14 protein-coding genes are annotated in these 20,958 nt (G+C 61.3%); 10 read left to right on the forward strand and 4 right to left on the reverse strand.

Annotation, left to right across the window (positions count from 1 at the left end):
* Positions 1-18 precede the first annotated feature (18 nt).
* From A7J50_RS02230 to aceE, 3 genes are all read right to left on the reverse strand, one after another.
* Positions 19-2,712, reverse strand: a complete 2,694-nt coding sequence (locus A7J50_RS02230; protein WP_064450353.1) for a putative bifunctional diguanylate cyclase/phosphodiesterase — start codon at positions 2,710-2,712, stop codon at positions 19-21.
* Positions 2,713-3,030: 318 nt separating this feature from the next.
* Positions 3,031-4,677, reverse strand: a complete 1,647-nt coding sequence (gene aceF, locus A7J50_RS02235) for a dihydrolipoyllysine-residue acetyltransferase (RefSeq protein WP_064450354.1) — start codon at positions 4,675-4,677, stop codon at positions 3,031-3,033.
* 11 nt (positions 4,678-4,688) lie between these two features.
* Positions 4,689-7,334, reverse strand: a complete 2,646-nt coding sequence (gene aceE / locus A7J50_RS02240) for a pyruvate dehydrogenase (acetyl-transferring), homodimeric type (RefSeq protein ID WP_064450355.1) — start codon at positions 7,332-7,334, stop codon at positions 4,689-4,691.
* Between the two features lie 383 nt (positions 7,335-7,717).
* On the opposite strand from aceE, the gene glnE reads away from it, so the two are divergent.
* The 8 genes from glnE (at position 7,718) to A7J50_RS02280 (ending at position 17,802) form a co-directional block, all read left to right on the forward strand.
* Positions 7,718-10,657 carry a bifunctional [glutamate--ammonia ligase]-adenylyl-L-tyrosine phosphorylase/[glutamate--ammonia-ligase] adenylyltransferase gene (glnE, locus tag A7J50_RS02245; protein ID WP_064450356.1) on the forward strand — a complete coding sequence of 980 codons (2,940 nt, stop codon included), beginning with the start codon at positions 7,718-7,720 and terminating at the stop codon, positions 10,655-10,657.
* A gap of 186 nt (positions 10,658-10,843) precedes the next feature.
* Positions 10,844-11,878 (forward strand): lipopolysaccharide heptosyltransferase II, encoded by a 1,035-nt coding sequence (gene waaF / locus A7J50_RS02250; RefSeq protein ID WP_064450357.1) that lies wholly within the window; start codon positions 10,844-10,846, stop codon positions 11,876-11,878.
* Between the two features lies 1 nt (position 11,879).
* Entirely contained in the window at positions 11,880-12,941 is a 1,062-nt protein-coding gene (gene waaC, locus A7J50_RS02255) for a lipopolysaccharide heptosyltransferase I (protein WP_064450358.1), read from the forward strand.
* A complete protein-coding gene (locus tag A7J50_RS02260; protein WP_064450359.1) occupies positions 12,941-14,065 on the forward strand; it encodes a glycosyltransferase family 4 protein in 1,125 nt (374 codons plus the stop codon). Before waaC ends, A7J50_RS02260 begins: the two co-directional genes overlap by 1 nt.
* Positions 14,062-14,868 carry a lipopolysaccharide core heptose(I) kinase RfaP gene (gene rfaP, locus A7J50_RS02265; RefSeq protein ID WP_064450360.1) on the forward strand — a complete coding sequence of 269 codons (807 nt, stop codon included), beginning with the start codon at positions 14,062-14,064 and terminating at the stop codon, positions 14,866-14,868. Before A7J50_RS02260 ends, rfaP begins: the two co-directional genes overlap by 4 nt.
* Positions 14,868-15,602 carry a lipopolysaccharide kinase InaA family protein gene (locus A7J50_RS02270; RefSeq protein ID WP_064450361.1) on the forward strand — a complete coding sequence of 245 codons (735 nt, stop codon included), beginning with the start codon at positions 14,868-14,870 and terminating at the stop codon, positions 15,600-15,602. Before rfaP ends, A7J50_RS02270 begins: the two co-directional genes overlap by 1 nt.
* Positions 15,599-16,351, forward strand: a complete 753-nt coding sequence (locus A7J50_RS02275; protein ID WP_064450362.1) for a lipopolysaccharide kinase InaA family protein — start codon at positions 15,599-15,601, stop codon at positions 16,349-16,351. The genes A7J50_RS02270 and A7J50_RS02275 overlap by 4 nt, the downstream gene beginning before the upstream one ends.
* Positions 16,351-17,802, forward strand: coding sequence for a lipopolysaccharide kinase InaA family protein (locus A7J50_RS02280; protein ID WP_064450363.1), 1,452 nt, complete (start codon positions 16,351-16,353; stop codon positions 17,800-17,802). The genes A7J50_RS02275 and A7J50_RS02280 overlap by 1 nt, the downstream gene beginning before the upstream one ends.
* Positions 17,803-17,897: 95 nt before the next feature.
* On the opposite strand, the gene A7J50_RS02285 is transcribed toward A7J50_RS02280, so the two are convergent.
* A complete protein-coding gene (locus tag A7J50_RS02285) occupies positions 17,898-20,000 on the reverse strand; it encodes a TonB-dependent receptor family protein (RefSeq protein WP_064450364.1) in 2,103 nt (700 codons plus the stop codon).
* A 172-nt stretch (positions 20,001-20,172) separates the two neighbouring features.
* Here A7J50_RS02285 and A7J50_RS02290 point away from each other — a divergent pair, with 172 nt between their 5' ends.
* Complete coding sequence (locus A7J50_RS02290; RefSeq protein ID WP_064454844.1) at positions 20,173-20,508, forward strand: YceK/YidQ family lipoprotein; 336 nt, start codon at positions 20,173-20,175, stop codon at positions 20,506-20,508.
* Between the two features lie 65 nt (positions 20,509-20,573).
* Positions 20,574-20,930 carry a YceK/YidQ family lipoprotein gene (locus tag A7J50_RS02295; protein ID WP_064450365.1) on the forward strand — a complete coding sequence of 119 codons (357 nt, stop codon included), beginning with the start codon at positions 20,574-20,576 and terminating at the stop codon, positions 20,928-20,930.
* The last annotated feature ends 28 nt before the right edge of the window (positions 20,931-20,958 follow it).

Consider the following 20,958-nt stretch of genomic DNA (forward strand, 5'->3'; position numbering starts at 1 on the left):
CCGAGTGTTACAGCGCTGTCAGGCGATTGGCCCGCGCGGATAGCGTTTAAGCTTCTCCAGCAGCTCTGCACCGGGGATCGGCCGGTCGAACAGGTAGCCTTGGCCCACATCGCAGCGGTGCCGGCGCAGGAACGCCAGTTGCTCGCAGGTTTCGACGCCTTCGGCCACCACCTTGAGTTTGAGGTTGTGGGCCATGGCGATCACCGCTGAGGTGATTTCCATGTCGTCCTGGTTATCCGGAATTTCGTGGATAAAGCTGCGATCGATCTTGATGATGTCGATGGGGAATTTTTTCAAATAGCTCAGCGACGAGTAGCCGGTACCGAAGTCATCCATGGCCAGGGTCAGGCCAAAGCTCTTCAATTGATCCAGCTGCAGGCGCGTGTCTTCGGTGGCTTCCAGCAGCAAGCCTTCGGTCAGCTCCAGCTCCAGCAGATTGGCCGGCAGCTGTTCCTCCTTGAGGATCGTGGCGATCGACGCCACAAGGTCCGGGTCGGAGAATTGCTTGGGCGACAAGTTGATCGCCACCTGCAAATTACCCATGCCGGCGGCGCTCAACTGCTTGCTCATACGGCAGGCCTGGCGCGCGATCCATTTGCCGATAGGAATGATCAGGCCGGTCTCTTCAGCCACGCTGATAAATTGATCGGGGCGGATCATGCCCTTTTCCGGATGGTTCCAGCGTAACAGCGCTTCCATGCCCAGCAAGCGGCCGCTGCGCAGGCACAGCTTGGGCTGGTAGAACACGTCCAGCTCGTTCTGGGTCAGGGCGCGGCGCAGGTTGTTTTCGACGAACAGCTTGTAACTGGCCTCGGCATTCAGGGCCTCGGTAAACACCTGCACCTGGTGCTTGCCGTTGGCCTTGGCCTTGTGCAGGGCGAGCCCGGCGTTACGCATCAGGGTCTGCGGGTCACGGCCGTGTAATGGCGCGCAAGCCAGGCCCACGGAGCCGGTGACACTGATCAACTGGTTGTCGACGAACATCGGCTTGTCGAGGGTTGCCAACAACTGGCTGGCGACCAGTTGGCCACTCTCCAGATCAGCGTCGTCAAGCAACACCGCAAACTCGTTACTGGCAAACCGCGCCAGGCTGCCACCGGCACTCAGGCTGTTGCGCAGGCGGCGGGCCAGGCTGATCAGCAGCTTGTCGCCGGTCTGGTGGCCGAGGCTGTCGTTGATCCGCTTGAAGTTATCGATGTCTACCAGCAGCAGGCTGATCGGGCTGTCGCTGTCGCGGGCAAAGCGTTCATCAAGGTTGCGGATAAACGCCGGGCGGTTGCCCAGGTTGGTCAGGTTGTCGGTGTACGCCAGGCGTTCAATGCGTTGCTGGGCCAGCTTGGTCTGGGTGATGTCTTCGTAGATGCCGATGTAGTGGGTCAGCTCACGGTTGTCCCCATACACCTTGGAGATCGACAGCTGGCCCCAGTAGGGTTCCAGGTTTTTGCGCCGGCTCTTGAATTCACCCTGCCAGCTGTTGCTCTTGGCCAGGCTCGACGGCGCGTCGAATAGCAGTTCGCTGAGATTTTCCAGGGCCGGCAATTGCGCCAGGCGGTGGCCATGGACTTCTTCGGCGCTGTACTGGGTGATTGCGGTAAAGCTCGGGTTGACGTACTCCACCACGCCGTCACAGTTGACCAGCAAAAACGCGTTGGCGCTTTGCTCAACCGCACGCTGGAACAGGTGCAGCGCGCTGGTGGCGGTGCGGCGGTTGTGGTTGTTGATCACTTGCGCGAACTGGTCTGCCAGCTCGCCGGCAAAGGCGATCTCATCGGCCTGCCAGGCGCGTGAGCTGCCGCTCTGTTCCAGGCATAGCACGCCGATGACTTGGCCATCAACGCGGATGCTCGCGTCGAGCATCGCGTGTATATCCTTGGCGCGCAGGCTCTCGGCCATTTCCCGGGTGCGTGGGTCACGCATCGCATGGGTGGCGTCGATCGCGCGGCTCGAATGCAGGGCTTCCAGATAGTCCGGGAAACCACTGGCGTCGATCGCTTCGGGCAGATGATGCTGTTGGTCGGCGCGGTGGTAGGCCGAGATCGGCACCAGGCGCTGGCCCTCAAGGTTCCAGATACTCGCGCAGTCGATCTGGTAGATGTCGCACGCACTGCGGGTGATCAGCTCGGCGGCTTCTTGCAGCGAGTTGGGTGTGGTGTAGCGCTGGCGTGCCAGCAGCAGGATCAGCTCCTGTTGAGCGCGCACCCGTTCCAGGTGCTGCAACTGTTCCTGTTGGGCGCGCTGATTGAGCTCCAGTGCGATCTGCAGGCGGCTGTTCTGGTTTTCCAGGTCGGCGGTTGGCGCGGGGGCGGGGATTTCGCTGAACAGCCCGTCGACCACCATCAGGTAGCCGCGCACCAGGTGACGATTGTGTTGTTTGTAAGCCTCGCCCATCTCCAACAGGCTCAGGGGGCCGTCGCTGGTGTGCAGGGTGTAGCGCACCAGGTAATGCGGACTCTGGGTCAGTTGCTGCTGGATCGCGTCGTGCAGTTGATAGCGCGCCTGAGGTTCCATCAGGCTGGCGTAGGGGGTGCCGACCAGCGCGCACAGTTCGACTGCCGGCAGGCCGAATTGGCGCTCGCAATTGGGGTCGAGGTACAGCAAGGCCCAGCTTGCCTCATTAAGCCGCTCGAAACGCAGCATACCGAGGCGCGAAGGCACCGGTAACTGCGTCACTACCTCGGCCGCCATACGGGCGACATCGGGTTGGCTTTTCATGGGGGAACTCGCTTGGAAAAATGCGCACTGCGCCGGGCTCACGCCCTCTTTACTGTCGCCTGCGGCAAGGTTGCATCATGCAGCACGCACTGACAAGAGAGGATGAAGGCTAAGTGCTATAAGGCTGTTATCGGCCGCGAGGGCGGTTTCTGCAATCGGGGTGATGGGTGGCGTATTGACGCAGGCGCGACACCTCTCGCGCCGACAAAAAAGCAGGCGAAAAAAAGCCCCGCCAATTGGCGGGGTTGAGGTACGAGCGTGGCGCTCGGAAATCGGTGCAGGCCAGGCCTCCCCGGTGAAAGGGAGGCCCGTTGATGCTTACAGCAGGATGGTGCGGATGTCGTTCAGCAGTTGGCTCAAACGCTGCGTGAAACGTGCAGCGGCAGCGCCGTTGATCACACGGTGATCGTAGGACAACGACAGCGGCAACATCAGCTTCGGCTGGAACGCTTTACCGTCCCATACAGGCTGGATAGTGGCCTTGGAAACACCCAGGATCGCCACTTCCGGCGCGTTGACGATTGGCGTGAAGCCAGTGCCGCCAATGTGACCGAGGCTGGAGATGGTGAAGCACGCGCCCTGCATGTCGTCTGCGGTGAGCTTCTTGTCGCGGGCCTTGGCAGCCAGCGCAGCCGCTTCGGCAGCGAGTTGCAGCAGGCTCTTCTGGTCGACGTTCTTGATGACCGGTACCAGCAGGCCATCCGGGGTGTCGACGGCAAAGCCAATGTTCACGTATTTCTTGCGAATGATCGCCTTGCCGCTTGGCGCCAGCGAACTGTTGAAGTCCGGCAGCTCCTTGAGCAGGTGCGCACAGGCCTTGAGCAGCAGTGGCAGCACGGTCAGTTTCACACCGGCTTTTTCGGCCACGGCTTTCTGCGCAACGCGGAAAGCTTCCAGGTCGGTGATGTCGGCCTGGTCGAACTGGGTCACGTGCGGAATGTTCAGCCAGCTGCGGTGCAGGCTCGACGCGCCGATTTGCATCAGGCGGGTCATCGGCACTTCTTCGGTTTCGCCGAAGCGGCTGAAGTCCACGACCGGGATCGGTGGAATGCCAGCACCGCCAGTAGCGCCGCCGGCAGCCGGAGCTTCCTTGGCCTTCTGCATCATGGCTTTGACGTAAACCTGCACGTCTTCCTTCAGCACACGACCGTGAGGGCCAGTGGCCGATACGGCATTCAGCTCAACGCCGAATTCACGGGCCAGTTGACGCACGGCAGGGCCGGCGTGAACTTTGGCACCGCTTGGCGCAGGTGCGGCAGCCGCAGGGGCCGGTGCGGCCTCGGCTTTTGCAGCAGGTGCAGGGGCGGCAGCGGCCGGAGCCGCTTCAGCTTTGGCCGCAGGTGCGGCAGCCGGTGCCGGAGCAGCCGGGGCAGCAGCGCCTTGTACTTTCAGCTTGAGGATGAAGTCGCCAGTGCCGACTTCGTCTTCCAGCTTGACCGCAATGCTTTCCACCACGCCGGCAGCCGGCGAAGGGATTTCCATGGAGGCCTTGTCGGACTCCAGGGTGATCAGCGACTGGTCGGCTTCGACGGTGTCGCCGACCTTGACCAGCAGCTCGATGATCTTGGCCTTGCCCGACGAACCGATGTCCGGAACGTGAATGTCCTGAACAGTGGCAGCGGCCGGTGCAGCAGCCGGTGCGGCGGGAGCCTCGGCGGCGGCAGGCTTTTCAGCAGCCGGTGCAGGTGCAGCAGCGGCAGCAGGCGCTGCCGCAGGGGCCGCATCAGCGGCACCTTCGATTTCCAGCTCCAGCAGTTCGTCGCCTTCTTTCAGGCGATCGCCCAGCTTCACTTTCAGGCTCTTGACCACGCCGGCCTTGGGAGCAGGGATTTCCATGCTCGCCTTGTCCGATTCGAGGGTCAGAATGCTCTGGTCGGCTTCGACTGTGTCGCCGACCTTCACAAACAGCTCGATTACTTCACCTTCACCGCTGCCGATGTCAGGTACGCGAATGAGTTCGCTCACAAAAAATCTCCTCAGCAGTCCAGTGGGTTGCGTTTTTCCGGGTTGATCCCGAACTTGACGATAGCGTCAGCCACCACCTTGGGTTCGATCTCACCACGGTCAGCCAAGGCTTCCAGGGCTGCCAACACCACGAAATGACGGTCGACTTCGAAGAAGTGACGCAGCTTCTTGCGGCTGTCACTGCGGCCGAAACCGTCGGTGCCCAGGACTTTGAATTCCTTGGACGGGACCCACTGGCGAATTTGTTCAGCAAACAGTTTCATGTAGTCGGTAGAGGCGATCACCGGACCTTTACGGCCAGTCAGGCACTCTTCGACGTAGCTCTTCGCAGGCTTCTGACCTGGGTGCAGGCGGTTGTTGCGCTCGACCGCAAGGCCATCGCGACGCAGTTCGTTGAAGCTGGTAACGCTCCACACGTCAGCGCCGACGTTGAACTCTTCACGCAGGATCTTCGCCGCTTCACGGACTTCACGCAGGATGGTGCCGGAGCCCATCAGCTGCACGTGGTGCGCCGCTTCCTTGGTGTCTTCTTCGAGCAGGTACATGCCCTTGATGATGCCTTCCTCGACACCGGCCGGCATGGCTGGCTGCTGGTAGGACTCGTTCATCACGGTGATGTAGTAGAAAACGTCCTGCTGCTGTTCGGTCATCTTCTTCATGCCGTCCTGGATGATCACCGCCAGCTCATAGCCGTAGGTTGGATCAAAGGTGCGGCAGTTCGGGATGGTGGCAGCCAGGATGTGGCTGTGACCGTCTTCGTGTTGCAGGCCTTCGCCGTTCAGCGTGGTCCGCCCGGCAGTACCGCCGATCAGGAAGCCACGGGTACGGCTGTCGCCTGCTGCCCATGCCAGGTCGCCGATACGCTGGAAACCGAACATTGAGTAGAAGATGTAGAACGGCAGCATCGGCTGGTTGTGGCTGGAGTACGAAGTACCGGCAGCGATGAAGGAGCTCATGGCGCCCGCTTCGTTGATGCCTTCTTCGAGGATCTGGCCCTTCTTGTCTTCCTTGTAGAACATCACCTGGTCTTTATCGACTGGCTCGTAGAGCTGGCCGACGGAGGAGTAGATGCCCAACTGACGGAACATACCTTCCATACCGAAGGTACGGGCTTCGTCCGGGATGATCGGGACGATACGCGAGCCGATTTCCTTGTCCTTGACCAGTTGCGCGAGGATTCGCACGAAGGCCATGGTGGTGGAGATTTCACGGTCGCCCGAGCCGTCCAGGATAGCCTTGAGGGTATCCAGCGGCGGTGTAGGAATGTCGAAGCTCTTGGCGCGGCGCTGTGGCACGAAACCGCCCAGTGCAGTGCGACGCTCGCTGAGGTAGCGGGCTTCGGCGCTGTTTGGCTCCGGCTTGAAGAACGGCAGGTTCTCCAGCTCTTCGTCCTTGACCGGGATGTCGAAACGGTCGCGGAACAGCTTCAGGCTTTCAACATCAACTTTCTTGGTGTTGTGCGCAGTGTTTTTCGCTTCGCCGGCACCGGTGCCATAACCCTTGATGGTCTTGGCCAGGATGACGGTCGGTTGTTCTTTGTGGTTGACCGCTTCGTGGTACGCCGCGTAGACCTTGTACGGGTCGTGGCCGCCACGGTTGAGTTTCCAGATCTCGTCGTCGGACAGGTCTGCAACCATCGCCTTGAGTTCAGGCGTGTTGAAGAAGTGTTCACGCACGAACGCGCCGTCTTTGGCTTTGTAGTTCTGGTACTCGCCGTCGATGACTTCGTCCATGCGACGTTGCAGGATACCGTCGACGTCTTTGGCCAGCAGTGGGTCCCAGAAACGGCCCCAGATGACTTTGGTCACGTTCCACTGAGCACCGCGGAACACGCCTTCGAGTTCCTGGATGATCTTGCCGTTGCCGCGAACCGGGCCGTCGAGGCGCTGCAGGTTGCAGTTGATGACGAAGATCAGGTTGTCCAGCTTCTCGCGGCCGGCCAGGGAGATGGCGCCCAGGGATTCCGGCTCGTCACACTCGCCGTCGCCCAGGAAGCACCAGACTTTCTGCTTGCCTTCAGGGATGAAGCCACGGGCTTCCAGGTACTTCATGAAGCGTGCCTGGTAGATCGCCTGGATCGGGCCAAGGCCCATGGAAACGGTCGGGAACTGCCAGAAATCAGGCATCAGCCAAGGGTGCGGGTACGACGACAGGCCGTTACCGTCCACTTCCTGGCGGAAGTTGTTCATGTGTTCTTCGGTGATGCGGCCTTCCATGAACGCACGGGCGTAAACGCCTGGCGAGGTGTGGCCCTGGAAGTAGATCAGGTCGCCGCCGTGTTCGTCGGTCGGGGCCTGGAAGAAGTAGTTGAAGCCAATGTCATACAGGGTTGCGCTGGAAGCGAAGCTGGAGATGTGACCGCCCAGGTCAGAATCTTTCAAGTTCGTGCGCATTACCATCGCCATGGCGTTCCAACGTACCAGCGAGCGAATGCGGCGTTCCATGAACAGGTCGCCAGGCATGCGTGCTTCGTGGGTAACGGGGATGGTGTTGCGGTATGGCGTAGTGATGGCGTAAGGCAGTTGCGAGCCGCTGCGGGTCGCGAGTTCGCCCATACGGGTCATCAAATAGTGAGCACGGTCTTCGCCTTCTTTGTCGAGAACCGATTCCAGGGCGTCCAGCCATTCCTGGGTTTCGACGGGATCGAGGTCTTGCATGGCTTGCTCCAGGGCGGAAAGGCTACCAGAATCGGTTGCCTGAAGTTTGCGACTGGCCTTGTGGGCAGACGACATAAATTCTTGGATGGCCGAAGGTTGCTTCGGCGTCCTGTAGTTTTACTACAAATCGTCGGCCATTTCAGCCTTTCGAATGTATATACGAGTAGTAAAACTACACAAGACTGAGCGGATTGCTCGGTCTGGCTGGTGAGCATAATCGTTATTGTTGATCTTTTGCGAACAAGAAAAGGTGAAAGTTTGATGTTGCCTGCCAAGATTAATTTAATTTCAGCTATTTATAACCTTTGTTCGACAGTCCTTCACCGAGCGTGGTTCTTGCGTTCACAGCAACAAGCCATTTACGCGCCGATCAAGGATAGACCATGAGCCTTCCAACACTCGCCGAATTACCGGCCATTCTCTTGCCTTACGCCAGCCGGGCCGAGCAGTCATTTCGTGACGCAGTGGCCGCGCTGGACGACGATCATGGCCTTTCTGCGTGGACGCCGCAACGGTGGGCCGACTTTGCTCGGGTGTGCGCCGCCAGTGATTTCGTCATTGAACAGAGCGTTCGTGACCCTTTGATGTTGCTCGAGCTGGTGGCCTGGGGCGAGTTGGACCGGGGTTTCGCGCCCGGCGAACTGTGCGGCCAGATCGCTGGCGCTGCGCAACAGGCCGAAACAGAAGATGAACTGGGCCGTGTATTGCGCCGCCAGCGCACGCGCCAACAAGTGCGCATCATCTGGCGCGACCTGACCCGACAAGCGGACTTGGTGCAAACCTGTCGCGACCTCTCCGACATGGCTGACGCTTGCATCGACCAGGCCTACCAGTGGCTGTATCAGCGCCACTGCGTACAGTTCGGCACACCTACCGGCCGGCGCAGCGGCGAAGCTCAGCACATGGTCATCCTCGGCATGGGCAAGCTCGGTGCGGTGGAGCTGAACCTGTCTTCCGATATCGATCTGATTTTCGCCTACCCCGAAGGCGGCGAGACGGTGGGCGTGAAGCGCGCGCTGGATAACCAGGAGTTTTTCATTCGTCTTGGTCAAAAATTGATCAAGGCCCTCGACCCGATGACCGTCGACGGTTTTGTATTCCGTGTCGACATGCGCCTGCGGCCATACGGCTCGGCCGGCGCGTTGGTGCTCAGTTTCAATGCGCTGGAACAGTACTATCAGGATCAGGGCCGCGACTGGGAGCGCTACGCCATGATCAAGGCGCGGGTAGTGGCCGGTGACCAGGTTGCCGGTGCGCAGTTGCTCGACATGCTGCGCCCCTTCGTCTATCGGCGTTACCTGGATTTTTCCGCCATTGAAGCGCTGCGCACCATGAAGCAGTTGATCCAGCAGGAAGTGCGGCGCAAAGGCATGGCCGACAACATCAAGCTGGGCTCGGGCGGCATCCGCGAGGTGGAGTTTATCGCGCAGGCGTTCCAACTGATCCATGGTGGCCGTGACCTGAGCCTGCAACAGAGGCCGTTGCTCAACGTGTTGGGGACCCTGGAAGGCCAGGGCTACCTGCCACAAGCCGTGATCGCCGAGTTGCGCAATGGCTACGAGTTTTTGCGTTACACCGAACACGCCATTCAGGCGATTGCCGACCGGCAGACGCAAATGCTCCCGGACGGCCCGGAAGACCAGGCGCGTATTGCCTTTATGCTGGGCTTTGCCGACTGGGCGGCATTCCATGAGCGCCTGATGTATTGGCGTAGCCGTGTGGACTGGCATTTCCGCCAGGTGATCGCTGATCCCGACGAGGAAGACGGCGAAGAAAGCGAATTGGTTGTGGGCGGTGAGTGGTTGCCGCTGTGGGAAGAGTCCCAGGACGAAGAGGCCGCGTGCCGGCAATTAGCCGAAGGTGGCTTTACGGATGCGACCAAAGCGCTCAAGGCCTTGGCCAGCCTGCGTGGCAGCCCGCAATTGCGCGCCATGCAGCGCCTGGGCCGCGAACGGCTGGATGCTTTCATTCCGCGCCTGCTGGCCCAGGCGGTCGAGCACGCCAACCCGGACTTGGTACTGGAACGCGTATTGCCGCTGGTGGAGGCCGTCGCCCGCCGTTCGGCCTACCTCGTGCTGCTGACCGAAAACCCCGACGCCCTGCGCCGGCTGTTGACCCTGTGCGCCGCCAGCCCGTGGATCGCCGAACAAATCACCCGCTTCCCGCTCCTGCTCGACGAACTGCTCAACGAAGGCCGCCTGTTCAAGCCGCCGTTGGCGCCGGAACTCGCCGCAGAGCTGCGCGAGCGCCTCACGCGCATTCCCGAGGATGACCTTGAGCAGCAAATGGAAGCCCTGCGCCACTTCAAACTGGCCCACCGCCTGCGTGTCGCGGCTTCGGAAATCGCCGGCAGCCTGCCGCTGATGAAAGTCAGCGATTACCTGACCTGGCTCGCCGAGGCCATCCTCGAACAAGTGCTGGCCCTGGCCTGGCGCCAGACCGTGGCGCGCCACGGCTCGCCGCAGCGGGTGGACGGCAGCCTATGCGATCCTGGGTTTATCATTGTCGGTTACGGCAAAGTCGGCGGGATCGAATTGGGGCATGGTTCGGACCTGGACCTGGTGTTTATCCACGACGGTGACCCGCAGGCGGAAACCGACGGTGCCAAGCCGATTGACGGCGCGCAGTTTTTTACGCGTTTAGGCCAGCGCATCATTCACCTGCTGACGACCCAGACCAACTCGGGCCAGTTGTATGAAGTGGACATGCGCCTGCGGCCTTCGGGCGCGTCCGGTTTGCTGGTGAGTTCGCTGGGGGCGTTTGAGCGCTATCAGGAAAATGAAGCCTGGACCTGGGAGCATCAGGCCCTGATCCGCGCTCGGGTGCTGGTGGGCAGCCAGGATGTGGGCCATGCGTTCGAACAAGTACGCGCCAAGGTGCTGGGGCGTGAACGGGACTTGGCGAAGCTGCGCCAGGAGGTCAGCGAGATGCGCGCCAAGATGCGCGATAACCTGGGCACCCGGACCACGGCGGCCGGTACCGGCGCCAATGCCTTCGAGCCCACGGCGGCGTTCGACCTCAAGCAGGACGCCGGAGGTATCGTCGATATTGAATTTATGGTGCAATACGCCGCTTTGGCGTGGTCTGCGCAACATCCATCGTTGCTGCGCTACACCGACAATATCCGCATTCTGGAAGGCCTGGAGCAGGTTGGGCTGATGCCCGCCGCCGATGCCCATCTGCTGCGCGAGGTGTATAAGGCCTACCGTTCCGCCGCGCACCGCCAGGCCTTGCAAAACGAGGCGGGCACAGTGGCCGGGGATCAGTTCGCCGACGAACGGCGCCAGGTGATGCGAATCTGGCAAGCGCTGGGGTTAAGCTGATACTCGACTGATATGTGGGAGCTGGCTTGCCTGCGATGCAAGCGACTCGGTGTAGCAGGCCTACCGAGGCGATGCCATCGCAGGCAAGCCAGCTCCCGCACAAAGCGGTTCCCAGGCCCACCGCGACTGGCAGTAATTATTGAGGCGGGGAGGCATAAGCCTCCCCGCATCGTTTGTGGAAACTACATGAATATTCTGATCGTTGGGCCCAGTTGGGTCGGTGACATGGTGATGGCGCAGACACTGTTCCAGTGCCTGAAACAGCGTCATCCCGACTGCCAAATCGACGTGCTCGCCCCTGAGTGGAGCCGGCCGATCCTCGAGCGCATGCCCGAGGTGCGCAAGGCCTTGAGCTTCCCGCTCGGCCACGGCGCACTCGAACTGGCGACGCGCCGGCGCATCGGCAAATCCATGCTCGGCCAGTACGACCAAGCGATCCTGCTGCCCAACTCGCTGAAATCGGCGCTGGTGCCGTACTTTGCCGGCATCCCTAAACGTACCGGCTGGCGCGGCGAGTTTCGCTACGTGTTGCTCAATGACGTGCGCACCCTCGACAAGGCGCGTTACCCGCTGATGATCGAGCGTTTCATGGCCCTGGCCTACGAGCCCGGTGCCGAGTTGCCGACACCTTACCCGCGCCCGAGCCTGCAGATCGACCCGGTTACACGCGACGCGGCACTGGCCAAGTTCGGCTTGATGCTCGACCGTCCGGTGCTGGCGCTTTGCCCTGGCGCCGAGTTTGGCGAGTCCAAGCGCTGGCCGTCGGAGCATTACGCCAAAGTCGCCGAAATGAAGATTCGTGAAGGCTGGCAGGTGTGGTTGTTCGGTTCGAAAAACGATCACTCGGTGGGTGAAGACATCCGCCAACGCCTGATTCCCGGTCTGCGCGAAGAAGCCGTGAACCTTAGTGGCGACACCTCGTTGGCCGAGGCCATCGACCTGTTGTCCTGCGCCGACGCGGTGGTGTCCAACGACTCGGGCCTGATGCATGTCGCGGCGGCGTTGAACCGCCCGTTGGTGGCCGTTTACGGCTCGACCTCTCCAGGCTTCACCCCACCATTGGCCGATAAGGTCGAAGTGGTGCGGCTGGGCCTGGAGTGCAGCCCGTGTTTCGAGCGCACCTGCCGTTTCGGCCACTACAATTGCCTGCGCCAGTTGCTGCCGCAACCGGTCAGCGATGCCTTGCAGCGGTTGCAGGGCTCTGTGGTCGAGGTCCGTTAGTTTGCGCGTACTGGTAATCAAGACCTCATCCCTGGGCGACGTGATCCACGCCTTGCCGGCACTGACCGACGCGGCGCGGGCAATCCCTGGCATTCGCTTTGATTGGGTGGTGGAAGAAGGCTTTGCCGAGATCCCTACCTGGCACCCGGCGGTGGACAAGGTGATCCCGGTGGCGATTCGCCGCTGGCGCAAAAACATCTGGCAAACCTTCAAGAGCGGCGAGTGGCGACGCTTCAAACAGAGCGTCCAGTCGACTAAATACGACTTGGTGATCGACGCCCAGGGCCTGTTCAAAAGCGCCTGGCTGACACGCTACGTGCGTGCCCCGGTGGCGGGTTTCGATAAACACTCCGCCCGCGAGCCCATCGCCGCGCGCTTCTACTCGCGGCGCCTGGCCGTGGCCCGTGGGCAACATGCGGTGGAGCGTTTGCGCCAGTTGTTCGCTGTGGCGCTGGGCTATGACTTGCCCAAAGGTCTGGGCGATTACGGCCTGAGCGTCGACAAGCTGCTCGGCCTGCCGCCGAAAAAACCGTTTGTGCTGCTGCTGCACGGCACCACTTGGGACACCAAGCACTGGCCCGAAGCCTATTGGCGCGAGCTGGCCGAACGCATGGGTCGCCTGGGTGTGGACGTGAAGTTGCCGTGGGGCAATGCCGACGAAAAAGCCCGCGCCGAGCGCCTGGCGCAAGGCCTGCAAAACGCCGAAGTGTTGCCCAAGCTGAACCTGGCCGGCGTCGCCCGTGTGCTCGCCGGCGCCCGCGCCTGTGTGGCGGTGGACACCGGCCTCGGCCACTTGGCCGCCGCGTTGGACGTGCCGACCATTTCCCTGTTCGGCCCCACCAACCCCGGCCTGACCGGCGCTTACGGCAAGGGCCAGATTCATCTGGCCAGCGACTTCCCCTGTGCGCCATGCCTGCAAAAGCACTGTACCTATCAACCAACGGCCGACGATTTGCGTCGGTTCGACATCAAGCGTGAGTCGCCCCTGTGCTTCACGCGCTTGAACCCTGAGCGTGTGGCAAGCCGACTGAGCACGTTGTTACTGGCTGAGGAGCTGCACTGATGCAACTGGCTTTTGTTCTGTACAAATATTTCCCCTTCGGTGGCCTGCAGCGCGACTTCATGCGTATCGCCCTGGAGTGCCAGCAGCGCGGCCACCAGATTCGTGTCTACACGCTGATCTGGGAAGGCGACATTCCGCCGGGTTTCGAAGTGCTGGTGGCGCCGGTCAAGGCGATCTTCAATCATCGGCGCAATGAGAAACTCAGCGCCTGGATGGAAGCCGATCTGGCCAAGCGCCCGGTGGATCGCCTGATCGGTTTCAACAAAATGCCTGGCCTGGACGTTTACTACGCCGCCGATGGCTGTTTTGAAGACAAGGCGCAAAACCTGCGCCACTCGCTGTACCGCAGCTTTGGCCGCTATAAGCACTTTGCCGAGTACGAGCGTGCGGTGTTCGCCAAAGATGCCAAGACCGAAGTCTTGATGATCTCCGAAGTGCAGCAGCCGCTGTTCATCAAGCATTACGACACCCCGCTGGAGCGCTTCCACCTGTTGCCACCGGGCATTGCCCAGGATCGCCGGGCACCGCCGAACGCCGCCGAGATTCGCGAAGGTTTCCGCAAGGAATTCAACCTGCGCGAGGACGACCTGCTGTTGGTGCAAATCGGCTCCGGCTTCAAGACCAAGGGCGTCGATCGTAGCCTCAAGGCCTTAGCCGCCTTGCCGGCAGAACTAAAAAAACGCACGCGCCTGTTTGTAATTGGCCAGGACGACCCCAAAGTATTCCAACTGCAGAGCGCCACATTAGGGCTGGGCGACAACGTGCAGTTCCTCAAGGGCCGCAGCGATATTCCGCGTTTCCTGCTGGGTGCCGACCTGTTGATCCACCCGGCGTACAACGAAAACACCGGCACTGTGTTGCTCGAAGCCCTGGTGGCCGGGTTGCCGGTGCTGGTCTCGGCCGTGTGTGGGTATGCCCATTACATCGCCGAAGCCGACAGCGGCCTGGTGCTGGATGAACCTTTTGAACAGGCGCAGCTCAACCAGTATCTGGCGCGAATGCTCACCGACACTGCACAGCGCGCGGCCTGGGGCCGCAATGGGTTGGCCTTCGCCGAGACGGCCGACCTCTACAGCATGCCGCAGCACGCGGCGGATGTGATTCTGGCGGAGCCAAAACGATGAAGTTGATGCTTGCCGAGCCGTTCAAGACCCTCTGGGCCGGGCGCGATGCCTTCGCCGAAGTCGAGCGGCTGCAAGGCGAGGTGTACCGTGAGCTCGAAGCGCGTCGCACCTTGCGTACCGAAGTAGATGGCCGTGGTTATTTTGTGAAAATCCACCGTGGCATCGGCTGGGGCGAGATCGTCAAGAACCTGGTCACCGCCAAGCTGCCGGTGCTGGGCGCGGGCCAGGAGTGGCAGGCCATCGAGCGCCTGCAGGAAATCGGCGTGCCCACCATGACCGCCGTGGCCTACGGCGAGCGCGGCAGCAACCCGGCCGACCAGCACTCGTTCATCATCACCGAAGAGTTGGCGCCTACTGTCAGCCTCGAAGATTTCAGCATCAACTGGGCCAAACAGCCACCCGAGCCGCGCCTCAAGCGCGCGCTGATCGCTGAAGTGGCGCGCATGACCGGCATGATGCATCGCGGTGGGGTCAACCATCGCGACTGCTACATCTGCCACTTCCTGCTGCACACGGATACGCCGGTCACCTTCGATCACTTCAAGCTGTCAGTGATCGACCTGCACCGCGCCCAGACCCGCGACAAAATCAGCCATCGCTGGCGCGACAAAGACTTGGCCGCGCTGTATTTTTCGGCGCTGGACATCGGCCTCACGCGTCGCGACAAATTGCGCTTCCTCAAGGGCTACTTCCAGCAGCCGCTGCGCCAGATCCTGGCCGAAGAAAGCCCATTGTTGCAGTGGCTGCAAGCCAAGGCCGACAAGCTTTATGCACGAAAACAACGCTACGGGGACGCGCTCTGATGGCGGGTTGGAACCTGGAACCTGCTTACGCCGCACTGGCGGATGATTTCGGCAGCCTTGAGGCGGTGTTTGCGCTGCAGGGCGAGCAGCTGACACGCGACCCGTTGTCGGAAGTGATCCGCGTAGAGCGCGGCGGGGTCAATTTCTACGTCAAGCGTTACGTCGGTGCCGGTAAAGGCCTGCGCCGCTACCTGGGCAAGCCGCGGGTGAAGTCCGAATGGCAGAACCTCAAGCGCTTCGCCAGGTGGGGGATTCCTACCGCCGACGTGGTGGCCTGGGGCCTGGAGCGCAAGGGCCTGGCCTATGCCCGGGGTGCGATGATCACCCGCGAGCTGCCGAGAACCGCCGACTTGTCGGTGCTGGCTGATCGCAACGATGCCTGTTTGAAAGACCCCAAGTGGGTCAGCGTGGTCAGTCGCCAGCTTGCTGAATACACCCGCACCATGCACGAGCATCGCTTCACCCATAACGATTTGAAGTGGCGCAACCTGTTGGTCGACGATCATCAGACCCTGTACCTGATCGATTGCCCCAACGGTGATTTCTGGCGCGGGTTCTGGCTCAAGTACCGTATTACCAAAGACCTGGCCTGCCTGGACAAAGTCGCCAAGTATCACTTGTCGGCTACCCAGCGCCTGCGCTTCTACCTGCAATACCGCCAACGCCCGCACCTGACGGCGTCGGACAAACAGCGGATTCGTCACGTGGTGAAGTTTTTCGAGGGGCGCGAATGAGTGATTTCCTGGCGGCCGAAGATCGCGCTCTGCTTGAGCGCAACGGCCTGGCTGACTTCGATGCCCTGTGGGCCAGGCAACTGGACGCGGTGGATGAGCCCAATACCAGCGACGGAGGATGGAGCAGCGTGTTTCGCCTGGAGCTTGAAGGTCAGGGCTACTACCTCAAGCGCCAGAGCAATTACCTGACACGCACCCTCAGCAAACCGTTGGGCGAGCCGACGTTTGCCCGCGAATTCCGTAACATCAGCCGTTATCGCGAGCGCGGTATTCCGGCGTTGCAGGCGGCGTTTTTCGGTGAGCGCAAGGTCAATGGCGAGCACCGCGCGATGTTGCTGACCCGTGCCCTGGACGGTTGGAACGACCTGGATTCATTGCTGGAGCAGTGGCCGCAACTGACGGACGCCCAGCACCGTGCGATCTTGCTGGCGTGCGGTCAGCTGGCGCGACACCTGCACAGCGTGGGTCAGGTGCATGGCTGTTTTTACCCCAAGCATATTTTCCTGCAGGCCACAGGCACAGGGTATGCCGCGCAGTTGATCGACCTGGAGAAAACCCGCCCGTTGCTGTTCGGCAGGCGCGACCGGGTCAAGGACCTGGAGCCGCTGTTGCGGCGTGCGCCGCAGTGGTCGGATGCCCACGTGCGGCAATTGCTGGCGGCCTATCTTGATCAACCTGAAGACAGCTCGCTGACCACCGCCTGGTTCGAGCGCCTGACGGCTCGTCGCAGTCACAAGGAGAAGCGCTGATGCGTTTGTCCGAGCTGAAAAAAGCCGGTCGCACGCCTGACCTTCCGCTGACCATCGAGCTGGCGGATGCTGCCGGCCCCGGGCAACTGCAACTGCTCAGCCTGCTGCGCGTATTGCCAGGCGAGCGCTATGTGGGTGCAGGCGTGTGGCGCGGTCGCACGGTGCTGGCCAAATTATTGGTGGGCAACAAGGCGGCACGGCATTTTCAGCGCGAACTCGGCGGCGTACGCCTGCTGGCTGAGCAAGGCCTGACCACGCCGCAGCTGCTGGCCGATGGTTTGCAGGAAGGTGAGGGCGGCTGGCTGCTGTTCGACTTTATTGAAGGCGCCGAAAGCCTCGCCGATGCCTGGCAGGCGGTCGAAGGTTTGCCGCCGTTGGCGGACGCACAGACCGCCGTGCTCGCCGAGGCGTTGGCGGCGATCGCGCAGATGCACAGCAAAGGCTTGTGGCAGGAAGACCTGCACCTGGACAACCTGCTGCGCCAGGACGGCAAGCTGTACCTGATTGACGGTGCCGGGATTCGCGTCGAAGAGGCGGGCAAGCCGCTGTCGCGCACTCGGGTGCTGGAAAACCTCGGGGTGTTTTTCGCCCAGTTGCCGAAAAACCTTGAGCCGTTCACCGAAGAGTTGCTGGTGTACTACCTGCTGAGCAACGGCGAGCACGCGTTGCCGCTGCAAGCCCTGGAGAAACAGGTGCGCAAGGTCAGTGCCTGGCGCTTGAAGGACTTTCTGAACAAGGTCGGCCGTGAATGCACGCTGTTCAGCGTGGTGCGTGGCGCCTTTGCCTTGCGTGCGATTCGGCGCGAGGAAGAGCCTGCGATGCTGCCGGTGCTGGAACAGGCCGATGCCTTGCTTGACCAGGGCCACCTGTACAAAACCGGTGGTGCGGCCACTGTCGCCAAGGTCGAAGTGGCCGGTCGGCCGCTGGTGATCAAGCGCTACAACATCAAGGGATTCGCCCATTGGCTCAAGCGTTTCTGGCGCCCCAGTCGTGCCTGGCACTCCTGGCGTGAAGGTAACCGCCTGGCCTTTCTGGGGATCGCCACACCCAAGCCGCTGGCCGTGCTGGAAAAGCGCTTTTTCTGGCTGCGCAGCCGGGCTTATCTGGTCACCGAATACTTGCCGGGGCCGGACATCATCGAGCGCTTCGCCCCGTATGTTGAGAACGGTGATGCGCCCGAAAACGAACTGCTGGCCCTGGATCATCTGTTTGCCGAGCTGATTCGTGAGCGCATCAGCCATGGCGATTTCAAAGGCCATAACCTGTTCTGGGCCGAGGATCGCTGGGCGCTGATTGACCTCGATGCCATGTGCCAGCACCGCAGCAACGCCAGCTTCGCCCCGGCATTTGCCAAGGACCGCGCGCGGTTTATGCGCAACTGGCCTGAGAGCAGCGCCCTGTACCAGATGATCGACCAGCGTTTGCCCCGAGAGATTGGCGTCGCCGGTTAAAGCCGGCCCGCCCCCCACATTTTGATGTGTAAACGCGGTCAAGTGTGGGAGCGGGCTTGCCCGCGAAGGCGGCGCTCAGGCGCTACATGACCTGATCAAAACTGGTATTCAGCCCCCGCACCCGCATACCACGACCGCCCCGGCGCCGCTTCGTAATAACGGAGGTTGCCGTCACCGACAATCACCGAGCCGACGTACTGGCGATCCAGCAAGTTATCCAGGCGCAGCGTCTGGTGGAAGGTCCAGTGCTCCACCTTCTGCTCGAAGCGTGCGCGCCAGTTGAACACGCTGTAGCCCGGCGCGGCGTGTTGCTGGTTGGTGTCTTCGACGTAGACCTTGCTGCGGTACATGCCTTCAAGGGCGGTGCTGACCCAGTCGCGGGGTTTCCAGTTCAACTCGGCAAACAGCGTGGTTTGCGGCACGCCGGGGAGGTAGTTGCCTTTGTTGATGGCAGTGTTGCCGCCGCTGACGAAGTCGCTGTCGTAAGTGGCTTGCAGGCGGGTGTAGGCGAGGTGCGTGCTCCACTGATCCGACAGCTGGCTTTCGATGCCCAGTTCGAAACCGCGGCGCAGGGTGCGGCCAGCGTTTTGATAGGTGGTACGACCGCCGCTGGATTGTTGCACGACCAGCTCGTCTTCAGTCGTGATCTGGAATACGGCAGCATTCAGGCGCGTGTCCTGGCCAATGCGTGCCTTCAGGCCGACTTCAATTTGCTTGCTGACCGACGGCTTGAGCGCGAAGTTGAAGCCGTTTGAAGTGCTGGAATACGCGGACTCCGCCTGGGTTGGAGTTTCGAAACCTTTGCCCGCGCTTACGTAACCGTGCAGGTCGGGCGTGAAGGCATACATCACGCTGACCGATGGCGTGTTCTTCTGATAAGTCTTGCTGCCGCTGTCATTGCCGTCACTCAGGAAGCGGTCGTCCACTTCCATCCTCATGGTGCTGTGGCGCAGACCTGCCTGCAGGGTCCAGTCGCCCAGCAGCCAGTTGGCTTGCACAAACGGGTCAAGGCTGGTGGCGGTGTCGATTTCATCGCGGCCCAAGGGGCCTTTGACGCCGTGCACACCGTTGAGGGTGTTGGAATAGCCTTGGCGATCATCCTGGCTGCGGTCGTAATCAAGGCCGGCGATCAGGGTCAGGTCGCCGGGGGCGCTGGTGATGGGTTGCAGCCAGTGGACCGAGCCGCCGTAGAATTTGCGGTCGAAAGCCACTACGCCGCCGCGAGCGTTTGCCGGGTTGAGTGCGCCACTGGCGAATTTGTCCGGAATCGACAAGTACTGAATCACACTGCGCTGCCCGGTATAGGCATTCACCTGCAGCGTCGCATCACCGATGTAGCGCTCGTAATTCATGCCTAATTGCTGATGGTCGATGCTTTTTCGCGTGTTGTATTGCAACGCGGCCGGCGCTACCGAACGCGGGTCGGCCTTGTACGCCGCCCAGGTTTGCCCCAGCGGGTCCTGCGTGCCGTTCTGCTCCAGGCTGCTGTAGATCAGCGCCAGCTTGCTGTCGTCATCCGGCTGGAAGTTAAGCTTGGCAAACGTCTGGTCACGGCGGGCGCTGCTGTGGTCGCGGTAGCCGTCGGTGTCCATGCGCGAGGCATCGAGCACGAAACCGGCGCCGTTCGCCGCGCCTTCGGCGGTCAGGTGGTTTTTGTTCAGGCCGTCGCTGCCCACCAGGGTTTCAGCGCCGATGCGTGGCGGGCCTTCGCCGTCGCGGGAAAACATCTGGATGACCCCGCCGGCATTGCTGCCATACAAGGTGGCTGCCGGACCGCGCAGGACTTCGATGCGCTCGGCGGTATCGAGGTTGAACGTGGCCGCCTGGCCCTGGCCGTCCGGGGTGCTGGCGGGGATGCCGTCGGCAATCAGCTTGATGCCGCGTACGCCAAACGCCGAGCGCGCGCCGAAGCCGCGTGAGGAGATCTGCAGGTCCTGCGCATAGTTCTGACGGTTCTGTACCACCAGCCCGGGCACGCGGGACAGGACTTCGGAGGCGTTGATGCCGAGTTGACCGTCGCTGATCTGTTCGCGGCTGATGCTGTCGACCGAGTAGGGCAGGTCAAAGGTCGGGTTGGCGCTGCGCGAGCCGGTGACGACGCTGGGGTCGAGGATCAGTGGTGCATCATCGGCCAGTGTGGTATCGCTCAGGGCAAGCAGGCAGGGCAGCAACGAGGTGAGGCGGGCAAAGGTTTTCATGGTCAGCCGGGATCTGTGGCGCATAGGACATAAACGCGCAAAAGGGCGCGAGTTTAGTGACTTGGTCAATTTTTACCATTTCGGATTTTTCTCACGTAAGTTGTCGGCGCGCCGGGTTGGGTGGGCCGATACCCCGGTGATAGTGTGGCTGACCGTTTGTGAGGGCCGCACTTTGACAGTAAACATTACGGTTGCACTGGGCGTTGCTGCATTGCTGTTGAGCGGTTGTGGAACCGTGAACAGCGTTATTCGCAAAGACGGTGACACCGCGCGTGAACTCAGGCTCATAAAAACCTATTGCCAATCCATACCCCGTGTTTACAGTGGGGTGGCCTTTGATTTTTGCTCGCTGCATGCGGCACCTGACCCGACCGGTATATTGATACCCTTCGTGTTGCTGGACATTGCCGTGTCCGGCGTTGCCGACACCGTTGTGTTGCCCTATACGATTTATCGACAGGCGAGTGACGGCAATATCAGTATCTATTGGCGCCCCGGCGGCTCTTGAGCGGGGCAGGTATAAGCACGTCGGCGTTGTCCGCATTCGCCCGTTCAAGACACAAGGAGTCATCCGTGAACCGTGTTTCTAATATTCTATTGGCGCTAACGCTCGTACTGCTCACTGGCTGCGGAACGATTAATACCGTCTTCCGCCCGGACGCGGTTGCCAGCCAGAACCTCAAGGAATCACGCAGTCACTGCGAAAACGTGCCGCGTATCTACAGCGGAGTTATCTACGGCTTTTGCACACTCAACGGCGAGCCCAAGCCTGACAAAAGCCTGAACGACCAAAGCTTCTCGGACCGTTCGGGCAATGCCTTCCCGATCATTGCCATCGAGGCGCTCGCCTCCGGCGTGGCGGACACGCTGGTGTTGCCCTACACGATCTACCGCCAGAGCAAAGACGGCAGCATCGAGATCTACCAGTAGCCCGCTTGCCGGTTGCCGCTAACAGCTT

Source organism: Pseudomonas antarctica, from assembly GCF_001647715.1.
Classification (GTDB): Bacteria; Pseudomonadota; Gammaproteobacteria; order Pseudomonadales; family Pseudomonadaceae; genus Aquipseudomonas; species Aquipseudomonas antarctica_A.